This is a genomic window from Candidatus Nitrosopumilus sp. bin_68KS, from assembly GCF_054095825.1.
Genome location: NZ_JBSWSP010000030.1, coordinates 41,164 through 52,244 on the forward strand (window position 1 = coordinate 41,164; position 11,081 = coordinate 52,244).

10 protein-coding genes and 1 tRNA gene are annotated in these 11,081 nt (G+C 33.6%); 4 read left to right on the forward strand and 7 right to left on the reverse strand.

The window, feature by feature from the left end; genetic code table 11:
* Positions 1 to 10: 10 nt before the first annotated feature.
* Together ACW9W3_RS10600 and ACW9W3_RS10605 are read right to left on the reverse strand one after the other, a co-directional pair.
* Positions 11 to 313 carry an ATP-binding protein gene (locus ACW9W3_RS10600; protein WP_007403030.1) on the reverse strand — a complete coding sequence of 101 codons (303 nt, stop codon included), beginning with the start codon at positions 311 to 313 and terminating at the stop codon, positions 11 to 13.
* Between the two features lie 141 nt (positions 314 to 454).
* Positions 455 to 667, reverse strand: a complete 213-nt coding sequence (locus ACW9W3_RS10605; protein WP_457760314.1) for a hypothetical protein — start codon at positions 665 to 667, stop codon at positions 455 to 457.
* A gap of 113 nt (positions 668 to 780) precedes the next feature.
* Between ACW9W3_RS10605 and ACW9W3_RS10610 the strand changes: the two genes are divergently transcribed.
* From ACW9W3_RS10610 to ACW9W3_RS10625, 4 genes are all read left to right on the forward strand, one after another.
* Positions 781 to 2,046 carry an MBL fold metallo-hydrolase gene (locus ACW9W3_RS10610; RefSeq protein ID WP_457766099.1) on the forward strand — a complete coding sequence of 422 codons (1,266 nt, stop codon included), beginning with the start codon at positions 781 to 783 and terminating at the stop codon, positions 2,044 to 2,046.
* A gap of 1 nt (position 2,047) precedes the next feature.
* A complete protein-coding gene (locus tag ACW9W3_RS10615) occupies positions 2,048 to 2,890 on the forward strand; it encodes a DNA-3-methyladenine glycosylase 2 (protein WP_457766100.1) in 843 nt (280 codons plus the stop codon).
* Positions 2,891 to 2,923: 33 nt separating this feature from the next.
* Positions 2,924 to 2,998: transfer RNA gene (locus tag ACW9W3_RS10620), tRNA-Arg, on the forward strand.
* Between the two features lie 40 nt (positions 2,999 to 3,038).
* Positions 3,039 to 3,389 carry a hypothetical protein gene (locus tag ACW9W3_RS10625; protein WP_457766101.1) on the forward strand — a complete coding sequence of 117 codons (351 nt, stop codon included), beginning with the start codon at positions 3,039 to 3,041 and terminating at the stop codon, positions 3,387 to 3,389.
* Here ACW9W3_RS10625 and ACW9W3_RS10630 read toward each other — a convergent pair.
* Genes ACW9W3_RS10630 through ACW9W3_RS10650 form a run of 5 tightly spaced genes read right to left on the reverse strand, consistent with a single transcriptional unit; the run spans position 3,386 to position 10,931 of the window.
* The gene (locus ACW9W3_RS10630; RefSeq protein WP_457766102.1) at positions 3,386 to 3,847 is read right to left on the reverse strand and encodes a cupredoxin domain-containing protein; all 462 of its coding nucleotides are present in this window, start codon (positions 3,845 to 3,847) and stop codon (positions 3,386 to 3,388) included. The two genes, ACW9W3_RS10625 and ACW9W3_RS10630, sit on opposite strands and share 4 nt — an antisense overlap.
* Before the next feature lie 52 nt (positions 3,848 to 3,899).
* On the reverse strand, positions 3,900 to 5,486 hold the full coding sequence (locus ACW9W3_RS10635) for a cytochrome b (protein ID WP_457766103.1): 1,587 nt from the start codon (positions 5,484 to 5,486) through the stop codon (positions 3,900 to 3,902).
* Positions 5,470 to 6,075 (reverse strand): Rieske 2Fe-2S domain-containing protein, encoded by a 606-nt coding sequence (locus tag ACW9W3_RS10640; RefSeq protein ID WP_457766104.1) that lies wholly within the window; start codon positions 6,073 to 6,075, stop codon positions 5,470 to 5,472. Before ACW9W3_RS10640 ends, ACW9W3_RS10635 begins: the two co-directional genes overlap by 17 nt.
* Positions 6,076 to 6,118: 43 nt before the next feature.
* A complete protein-coding gene (locus ACW9W3_RS10645) occupies positions 6,119 to 9,928 on the reverse strand; it encodes a S8 family serine peptidase (protein WP_457766105.1) in 3,810 nt (1,269 codons plus the stop codon).
* Between the two features lie 31 nt (positions 9,929 to 9,959).
* A complete protein-coding gene (locus ACW9W3_RS10650) occupies positions 9,960 to 10,931 on the reverse strand; it encodes a methyl-accepting chemotaxis protein (RefSeq protein ID WP_457766106.1) in 972 nt (323 codons plus the stop codon).
* Positions 10,932 to 11,081: the final 150 nt, after the last annotated feature.

An 11,081-nucleotide genomic window follows, 5' to 3' on the forward strand; every position in this document is an offset into this window, starting at 1 on the left:
AAGATTCAGCTTATAGTGCTGCGTCTTCTGCCCAACCTTTGATGAAGATACCGTTTTTGTGAAGAGGTACTGGTTGTCCAGCAGTGTAATTCATTGGTCTCATCCAAAAGATTGATTTTGTTGGGCATACACCGATGCATGCACCATCAGAAATACATCTTTCTGGATAAAATACAAATGCTTTACCTCTCTTCCAGCCTTCAACAGGTTTTACTCTAAGGACATCAGGACCAAGAGTTGTACAGATTTCTACACATAGTGCACATCCGATACATCTTTGTTCATCAATGTCTGGAAGTATTGCTATTGGCATTACAATGATTAGATTGCTTGGTAGCTATTTAAACCATGATCGAAATTCATAACCCTGTTATGAAAATGATCGATTCAAAATGTATGCGCAGTATCTATATTAAGAAATTTAAAAAACAAAAAGACAACGTGATGTGCACGTTTATTTTCTCATTGCATCTATTTGACCAGAGGTTACCCAGTCAAGTAGTTCTGCTGAAGAAGGATTAAGGTCTGCTTTCTGATTCATAAGATTGTTTACCCAAATCCAGTTGAGTTGGTTTAAGAGTGGTTTGTTTGCTTCATCACCAGCACGTGTCTTTGCGACTACGGCTTGGTCTTGCTGTGCTAACCAATCTGCGAAACTTCTTCCCATGAGGATCGGATCTTAGCTTACACTAATTAAAGCTTTTGTAGATTCTATGATAGACATAATGATCGGGCAATCTCTAAGAAGGTTTTAACGTAGATTGAAATTCATTTTAATTCTTGGATGTTAAAGTTTTGGGAGCTGCAAACGAAGTAGGCAGATCGGGCTTTTTGGTCAATTGTAATGGTACTAAATTACTACTTGATTATGGGGTAATGTTTGGAAAAAGAGGTTCCCCTCCACAATATCCACTTCATGTAAAACCAAAGGATTTGGATGCTATTATTATAACACATGCACATTTAGATCATTCAGGAAATGTCCCATCATTGTTTGTTAGTGGGAATACAGATGTTTATGCCACTCCACCAACATTTGACCTTTCAAAATTATTGATTAATGATATGTTAAAAATTGAAAAAAATTCACACCCATTTGATCTTCCAGAGTTAAAGAATATGATGAAAAATGCTAAAGAAATAGGATTCAAACAAAAAATTACCAAAGGAAATGCAACTTTTGAGTTAAGAGAGTCAGGACATGTTATTGGTGGCAGTACAGTTTTAGTAGAATCAGAGAAAAAACGACTATTCTACACAGGGGATATCAAGACTCACGGTTCAAGAATGCTTCGAGAGATGGATTTAGACATTGGGGAAATTGATTTATTGATTACTGAGAGCACATATGCAAAAAATGAACAAAAACCTAGAAAAGAATCAGAAGATGAATTAATTGAATTTGCAAATGAAGTAATGGATAGAAAAGGAATATGTTTTATCCCATCATTTTCAGTTGAACGTTCTCAAGAGATTGCATGTGTTTTAAGAAGTGCAAATTTTAAACATAAAATCATAATGGATGGAATGGCATTAAAGGTAAATGAGATAATGTTTAGACATCCAGAATATCTGAGAGATCCAAAAATATTTTCAGAGGCAATAAAGAGTGCAACAGCAATTACAGAACATTCAGAGAGAAAACTAGCAATGGAAGAGCCATGTGTTGTAATATCACCAGCAGGAATGTTAGTTGGAGGAAATGCAGTATATTATTTACAACAATTATCTTTTGATAGTAAAAATGGAATAGCTCTTGTTTCTTATCAAGGAGAAGGAACCCCAGGGAAAAAATTACTAGATACTGGAAAGGTTTCTACTAGAGGAAAAGATCTTAACGTAAAAGCAGAAGTAAAACAGTTTGAGTTTTCAGGACATGCAGATAAAAAAGAATTATTTGATATGATCAAAAAAATCAAGGGAAATCCCAAAGTTTGGACTGTACATGGAGATTCTGAATCATGCGAAATGTTTGCACAAGAGATTCATGAGAAATTCGGATTAGAGGCATATTCACCTTCAGTTAATGATGAAATAACTGTCTAAAATGCAAAAAAAATGTGCAATAAATGTTGAAAATTCAATAAATAGTGGTCAAGTATTTCTTTGGAAAAAAAATGGTAATTTTTGGTATGGAGTAAATGGTGAAGATATTCTTCGAATTGATAAAAATGGACAGATTAATTCTTTTCAAAATTCAAAAATAGATTTTTTCAGAAAAAATGACAATTTAGAGTGCATTATAAAGTCTATTTCAAAAGATAAAACAGTAAAAAAAGCTGTAAAACAATATTCAGGGTTAAGAATTCTCAGGCAAGACCCTTTCCAATGTTTGATTTCATTTATTATCTCTTCAAACTCTAACATACAAAAAATCAAAATCAGTTTAGAAAAATTATCAAAAAAGTTTGGAAATAAAATAGAATATAAAAATCAAGAATTTTTTTTATTCCCAAAAGCAGAGAAACTCGCTAGAGCATCAATAGATGGAATTGTTAGTTGTGGGGTAGGATATAGAGCTAAATTCATCAAAGAAGCATCAAAGATGATTCTATCCAAAAAGATTGATTTTGAATACTTGAAAAATTGCAATTATCAAGAAACCAAAGAAATTATTCGTATAATTCCTGGAGTGGGAAATAAAGTTGCAGATTGTGTAATGTTGTTTTCATTAGAAAAATTAGAAGCATTTCCATTAGATAGATGGATGATTAGAATTTTAGAAAAATATTATTCAAATGAATTTCAGATTAACACTAAAACAATTACAGAAAAACAGTATGAGTATTTGCATGAAAAAATTGTTAATCATTTTGGACCATATGCAGGTTATTCACAACAATTTCTCTTTAAAATGGAAAGAGAAAATTATCAAAAAAAGTGGCTGTAAACCCTTAAAATGGCAATTAATTTCTAGGTTTTTGGGCCTATAGCTCAGCATGGATAGAGTGTTGGACTTCTAATCCAATGGTCAAGGGATCGAAGCCCTTTGGGCCCATTTAACAAAATTATTTATTCTAATTCCCATGTGATGTTGTGTGAAAGATATAGAATTCAAACTTGACTCAACTGACATTCATCCTGATTCAGAAATTAAAGGTACAATTTTGGTTTCATATCCTGGAAGATATGACGGAGTTGTAATTAATACGCAGATTTTGGATTCAAATGAACACATAGTTTACAAATCATACAATGGAAAAAACATATCACAAAATGTTTCAAGATTATTTATCAACAAAGATGTAATGCCAGAGAATAAAGCAGAGTTTACAGCACTAATAAAATTTGAACCAAAACAAGAACATGAAATAAAATTTAGAGCATCAATTATCGAGCAACATAAAGAGATTGAAAGTCAGATAATATTTGCGAAATATTCTATCTAGAATCTACTTACTTCTACTTTGATTTTACCTGTCATCCATGGATGTGGTTGACAGTGATATGGAACTTCTTGTGGTTCTGTAAATAGAAATTCATAGGTTTCACCAGGCTTAATCACACCGATAGAACCAAAGTCTCCACTATATCCATCAGATTGTCTGTGATCAGGGGTTACTGTATGTGCAGTATCGTCATTATTTTCCCAAATTACTTTATTGTTTATTCCCAACAATACATCTGCTTGATTGGGAACATAATTTTGATTTCCTTCAATTACTGCACCAGGTACAATTTTAATAAGTAATTCTTTTTCAGGTTCTAAAATATGTTCATCTACTGATGGTTTAGCTAGAGATTCGGGAAGATAAAATGAAGTGTAAAAGACAAAAGTTCCTGTCATGCCAATGAGGAGTGCAATCAATCCAATTCCATATGCATGGCTTGATGTAGGAGAACTCATAATTTTTTTACGCCTCTCAAGTTCTTATAAAGTTTCTTTAGAATTATTGTGATCATGGTTTTGGAATGTCTCCAGAACCAAGATTCGGATTGTTATTTGCACCGACTCCTAAATCTGCTTGAGTCTTGGGTGTTGGAACCTCTGGTGCTAATTCTTTGGGTTCAGGTTTACCTTCAGGTAATGAATCACTTTCAGGAAGTTTGCTTTGTTCAACAGATACTTCAGGTTCTGCAAGTTTTGGTTTTTCGTCTTGAACTGGAGTAGGTGCTGGTGGCGGTGCGTTCTTTTCTTGACTTAGTGCATATCTGTAGATATGGAAGAATGCTGCAAATACTAACAGAATAATTCCAACAAAGAATAGCGAAATATTCTTCATACCAATCAATGCTGCATTATAAGCTGCAATATTGAGGAATACTTGGAATGCCAAAAGTGCAACTAGTAACCAGTTAATCCATTTTTCTGAAAGATTGATAGTTGCAACCTTCTTTGGGCCAGTATTTTTTGCAAGTTTTGATTTTCTTTCAGCTTCATTTGCAAGTTTTATCATCATGTAAGTAAATCCAAATCCTAGTGGTACCATCAAAATCATGGTAGAATAGAAGAATATTGGATCAATTACCAAACGCTCTACTAAGGGAATTGATACATCAGGTGAGATATAGAATCCCCAGTATGTGGTAACCATGATTTGAGCAAGGCTGGTAATTCCAAAGGCAGTAACAAGTGGTCTGTCTCTCCATGAGAATTTCTTGTATCTATCTATGAATGGTATTAACACAAGCGATATGATAAACAACAACGGCCACAATAATCCTGTGACAAACTTGTCATATTGAGTCCTCATAAATGCATAGATCCCTGTAAGATACCATTCAGGTACAGTTACACCAGGCGGTACAGTGGGTTCAAACTTGAAACCCATATCAATTGGGAATACACCACCAGTGATTAGAATTGCACCGCCGATTGCCATTACCATTGGTACATCAAATACCAAGAACCTTGGGAAGTGAACTGCCATTAGTCCTAGCATTACAATAGGTAACAAGAATACATGCTGTGCATAGAATCTTAATACAAAGTCTGAAAAGCCACTACCCAATGCCGCATCACGAATTGTCGGCCCTGCAACAGGAATTGATGTTGTAAGCGATGCTGCAATACTAATTGCTAGTTCTGCTCTTTCACTAAATATAACATCATACCCAGTAAATGCTTCAAGAATTGTAACGACACCAAGTATTACTCCTGTCATCCACAATACTTCGTTTCTGATTTTGTATCTTCCACTAAAATATTGATAATACATGTGAAGAACAGCCAAGAGTACCATTGCATTGGAACCATGATAGTGTATGTTTCTAATGTGAAAACCAAATGGAACTTCATCGTTAATGAATTGAACACTATCCCATGCTCTATCCAAAATCGGTTGATAGTAAAACATGAGAAGCGCTCCTGAAACTCCCAGAATAATAAACACAGTAAATGTTAGCATTCCCAGAAATCCAAACGGACTTACAAATCTTGCAGGAAATGAAAATTTAATTGCAGTAAAGATAGTTCTATCTACGCCATCCCAAAGCCAGTAAAGGAAGCCAACAGCTCCTGTTCTTCTCTCAAGCGAAACGGCCATATCCAATTACTCCATTATCATTTGCATTAAACTTTGGTGGTAAAATATATACAAATCCATCTGAATCAATTTCAAGAGTCAGTTGAGCTAATGTATTTGATGGTGCAGCTTGCACTGATGCAGGACCAACAAAAGCTGTTCCAGTTACAGGATCATACATACTTCCATGACAAGGACATTCGCCTCTCTTTCTTCCCTCATCAGGCCAATATTTCCATAGACACCAGAGATGCAAACAAATCATACTATAAGCTCTAATTGAAGTGGAATCTTTTTTGTCTCCACCTAATTCTTCAGGAAGTCTAATGAATTGCCACTTACGAAAAGCTTCTGCATCAAGTGCAGCATCACCAGTAGATGGATATGTAATTACTTCGGCGTGATTAATCGGATAAGTATTGATATTTGCTTGAGTGCCATCAGGTAAAATTACTGGAACTTTTTCAAGAGTTGCCTGATTAGGATTTGGCATAAAATTACCAAATGGGACAAATGGAGCAAATGCTAATCCTGTCCCTGCGGCACCCATTAACTTTAGAAAGTCTCTTCGGGATAATCCGCCAGACTTTTTTGTCCCAAGCTCTGACATTCAAGCTGACGTACTCGCCAAATTGCTTATAAACCTTGTTCAATTATTTGGGAGGTTTTTGTCTAATGATAAAAATAAACATGATTCCGATCGCAATTCCAACAACAACACCAATTGCAATACCTATACTAAAAGATGAATCAGATTCTAATGATATGTCAGATTTAGTTTGAAGGGGCGGTTTAGTTTCAGAGATTTTCTGAGATAAGGCATTATTTTCATCTTTCAAATCAGTTACCAAAGATTCAGCATTGATTTGTTGATTGTTTGTTAACATTTCTGGAGAAATATTTGTAAATTTAGCTGATAGAGTAATTGGCTCAGTTGTTGAATTTCCACCAAACAATGTTGAATGAGTCAAAAGTGTGTAAGTACCTGTTTGATTAATTGGAACATAGATTACTGTAGAAGTATTGTCTTTATTTTTTACAGGGAAAAAGCCACCGCCTTGACTGAAAAGAGAATTACCCAACCAATCAAGTGAAGGCCATTTAAGAAAATGACCAAATACGCCAGAAGGAACATTTGTTTGTATTATTTTTCCTGATGGATCCATTACAAATACTGCAAGATTAGTATCATCATCAATCCAAGATAATTCAATTGCACCAGAATTAATTGATTCATTTTGAATATCAAAATAATATTGTCGCCAGTCACCTGCCATGTAACGATTAACCATATCAAATGCACCTTTGGTGTATCCATTTCCATAAAGTATGTTATCAGTTTGTTTTCCTTTAATCAATATTGTTGTCTCATTTTCAATTACTGGTTGTTTAATCACAAAAGATACTGGTGCATTTACAGTATGTCTATTACTTTCAAATGTTAAAAATCCCTGATAAACACCTGTTTGCAAATCATTTGGAGTAATCAAGGTTACATTAATTGTAGCAGTATATTTTGCAGGAACAGATATTGTTTTAGATTCTGGCCATAACATAGACCAATTATCTTTTTTATAATAACTTGTAGAGATTGTATAATCCATAGAGGTAGAGTTTTGTTTTGTATCACCTAACCAATATGAATATCTGGTAGGGACTGGATAAACTCCAACTAATGGAACGCCTTCAAATTTTTTGTTGGGTTCTGAAACTCTTAATTCTTGAACGGTTCCCCAAGAACCAGCTCTGTTCACCATAGATAATTCATCACTAGTAATTTTTGTATCATTGTTACTATCAATCCAATCATAAAGATATAACGAAGAAATTTTGAGATCATCGGCATATACTTTAGATGTACTGTTCATAAAATCTGAAAAAGGAAAATTAACATTCACAATCATCAGGGATGAATCATCAGGGATAGGGTTTTGCTCATCAAAAAAATCACTAACCATTTCATGATTTGTTACATCAGATAGTTTAACATAATTTGGAATGAATGTGTCAGTCTTATTCAAAATAGAATCTTGTTGTCGTACAATGGTTTTCCCATCAAATTGTTTTTTTGTGATTAATGACAAAGTTTCAGATTTTACATTAATAGAAAGTGTTTCATTAGTGGGATTTTTGATTGTAAAAGTAGTAGTTGTTCTATCACCAGGATTCAATTGACCTCCAAACCAACTAGTCATAGGAAAAGAATTTGAGGGAAGTTGAAATTGTTCAAATCCAATTGCAGATGAATTAATATTATCAATTCCAGGTTCAAGAATTTTTTTGATATTATCATATGATTTATCATTATACACTATGAAAATGCCATCATTTCCATGAACATAATCCAGAGCAGATTCAACATTTACCAATCCCGAACCCTGAGTGAAGGCATCATTTTGAAGATCAGTAGCAGTAGACATCAGAATATTTTTAATAATAAATGGATCATAATCCTGAGATTGTTTTCTCATTTCTTCCATCAAGATCGCAGCACTTCCAGATACTATTGGCGCTGCCATACTAGTTCCTCCAAATAATGAAAAAGATTCATCTTTGGAATCTTTTTTAATTTTAATTACGTTTGATGGTGTAAAACCATGAGCACCAATACTCATAATGTCGGGCTTTGGGTCTCCTATAGAGCTAGGGCCTCTACTTGAAAAATCAACAATATGATTTTGGTGAGTTATGGTATTTCCAAATCTCGGTTGATCTTTGAATGGACCATAGCCAACAAATACATTGTTTGTTGTTGCACCAACTGAAATTCCAAATGGTGATGCGTTAGGTAATCCAATTGTGCCATACCCATGTCCAGAATTGCCAGCACTAGAAATTATTGTGATACCGGGATAATCATCATCTAATGATTGTGGAGTAACAAGTATACTCAGAATTAATGACAACACATCCATACCCGGTGATGCATTAATAGAAGGAAAATTAGATACACCCCAACTGTTTGAAATTATATCTACTTTAGGTTTACCTGAAAATTTCCAAGAATGATCTTCATTTTCAAACCCTGCAGACCACAACCAACCATAAACGGTATCACCAAACCATAATGCTTTCACGGGTACAATCTTTGCATCAGGTGCCACTCCAATAATAGAATGTTTTTCTGTATTGTTGTAAATGTCATAGATTTGCTGACCTCGTGAAGTAATTGATGCAGCACTAGATGTTCCATGGCCCATAAAGTCAGTCATCATACCAAAAAAGTTTCCATCAGGATCTAATGAGGGCAATAATGTTCCATTAATTGCTTGTAATGAATCATCTATGTCAGTTACATTATTTCGAATTACACCATAAACATCAAGAACTTTTGCTCCAAATGTTCCTGCACTGTAATCATTTTTTCCATCATTGTTTGAATCATAAACTAAAAATTCTTTACCACTTCCCAACACTATTGGTTTTTCATCAGTGAAATCAAAATCATAATTTGGTTTCTGACCAGGTTTTAGATCAAATCTAGTATAATCATTCCATGAAGTACTAAGATCAGGAATCATTGTATCATAAACTCCAGGAATAAATGAATCAACCATAAGAACTGGAACAACTTGTATTCTAGCTAATGGTCCCTGCAATCCACCTTGATAAATTACTCCTAGATGATATACTCCACTTTTTGATTTGATATAGTTTCTATTATCTTTTCCAATTTTCATGTCTTTATCTAAAATACCTTCAAAAATTGGCGATGAACCTATTTGAGGAAAAAATGAATTGTAAATTGGGATTTTTGTGCCTTTCCCACCTTGAGATAAATCTAGGAAAACCCCATCTTTAGTAACATATACTGATGAAGTCATGTCTGTTGGAATTGGTTTGCTGTAATTTCTAATGATGTTATTTTTATCAACATACGCAAAAAAAGTTGCATTTGTTAAAATTATTCCTTGTCCATCTGGATCAATCATTATAGGATGATTAAGGTTATCTCTTGCAACAGAATGTTGAATGTCAGGATTTGAAAAATCAACTCCAGTATCTACAATTGCAATAATCGTACCATTTCCTGATGCATCATATTTTTTTTTAACAGCACTTGAACCTGTTATCTCACCAATTCTAGAAGAATCCAAAATGACATCATCAGATAAATGAAAATCTAATTTAGAATCCTCAATCACATAGAAACCTTGAGAAATAAGATTAGAAGCTGATTTCTCAGAAAGAACAGAGACATAAAAAAATCCAGCGTCAGACTGAATTCCATACAATGAATTATTTTTTAAAAAATCAATATCTTGTGTATTTGTTCCAAAAATTAGATATCGTTTAAAATCATTTTCAGTAAAAAAATCATAATCGATATTTAATATTTCAGAGTCAAAAACAATTTTAGTTTCAGCATTATCTAAAATTAAATCTCCCTGAGTTATCGCATAAGAATTTGTTAATACAGAAGAGAAAAGAATTATTGAAAAGAAAATAGCCGCTTTGGGCATCAGTTAATTTATTTTTCTTGGATTATTATAACTATCTTCGTCTAGTAAGAATAGCTACTTGTAATGCAACAATTAATCCAATTGATGCTATTATTGGCAACATTAATGCATTAAGCTGAGATGAGGCTTCAGTAATAAATTCAACAGAAGTTGAAATTGTTCCAATATTTTCATCAATCTGAACACTTGCACGATCTAATGTGGTATCAAATCCTGCAATTTCTGATTTGAGCACATTTAGCTCCTCTGATGTCTCATCTAAAATAGAATTTAGTGTAATAATTTGTTCTGAAATTCCACCAAGATCTTGTCTTAATACATTGGTAGCTGCAGAGCCATGGGACGTTGTTCCTTGACTAAAAGCAACTACATGAAACACATGAGTTCCTTCTTCTCTTGGAACATAATCAACAAAGTATAATCCTTGATGAAGTGTTTTAAATGAATTTGATAGTGGGGTTGAGATCCCTGAAGGTAAATGCACATGTGTAGTTCCTAATAATTTTGAAGGTTCATTTCCAATTAAAAGGCCATCACTGGTTGTTTGTACAAAGACCCGGATTGGGTGATTTATTGCTGCAGTTTCAGGTGCAAAGACTAGAGTGTTTATAATTCTTTCAACAGGCACATCAAGTAGTTCGGTTGTCGATGAAAACTTTACATCAATTTTTTGAGAAATGCCATTTTGTTGTGTACTAATTACTTCTACAGTATATGTCCCATATGGAAAATTTGTTGATGGTTGCGGCCATGTTAACAAACCATAATTGAAAGAGCCATCCAAATTTGTCGTTAGTTGATCAAATTTTGCAATAGATTCATCTGGAGCAAAGATTCGTATGATTAAATTTTCTTCAGGTAAACCTTTCCCATAAACTTGTAGAGTATGTGAAGGTGCATACACCTTACTATTTGTGAATAGTTCCAGTTCTTCTGAAAATGAGTTTGGAATATTAATTATCAATAAAACAATCAAAACAGAAAAGATAATTTGAAATTTCATTTTAATTAATTGTTAATTCTCTCCTAGATATTACTTCTGGAAAAATTGTCTACAACTTACGTTAAAGAGGATTCAAAAAAAAGAAAAAAAGGATAATGTGAACTAGTTTTCTTACTGTACAGTTATTGTTGTACTAACTGGTGGTGATAA

Excerpts from the sequence above, each read along its gene's own strand:
- ACW9W3_RS10650 (WP_457766106.1), bottom strand. The coding sequence starts at position 10,931 with ATGAAATTTCAAATTATCTTTTCTGTTTTGATTGTTTTATTGATAATT.
- ACW9W3_RS10635 (WP_457766103.1), bottom strand. The coding sequence starts at position 5,486 with ATGGCCGTTTCGCTTGAGAGAAGAACAGGAGCTGTTGGCTTCCTTTAC.
- ACW9W3_RS10605 (WP_457760314.1), bottom strand. The coding sequence starts at position 667 with ATGGGAAGAAGTTTCGCAGATTGGTTAGCACAGCAAGACCAAGCCGTA.
- ACW9W3_RS10600 (WP_007403030.1), bottom strand. The coding sequence starts at position 313 with ATGCCAATAGCAATACTTCCAGACATTGATGAACAAAGATGTATCGGA.
- ACW9W3_RS10645 (WP_457766105.1), bottom strand. The coding sequence starts at position 9,928 with ATGCCCAAAGCGGCTATTTTCTTTTCAATAATTCTTTTCTCTTCTGTA.
- ACW9W3_RS10640 (WP_457766104.1), bottom strand. The coding sequence starts at position 6,075 with ATGTCAGAGCTTGGGACAAAAAAGTCTGGCGGATTATCCCGAAGAGAC.
- ACW9W3_RS10615 (WP_457766100.1), top strand. The coding sequence starts at position 2,048 with ATGCAAAAAAAATGTGCAATAAATGTTGAAAATTCAATAAATAGTGGT.
- ACW9W3_RS10630 (WP_457766102.1), bottom strand. The coding sequence starts at position 3,847 with ATGAGTTCTCCTACATCAAGCCATGCATATGGAATTGGATTGATTGCA.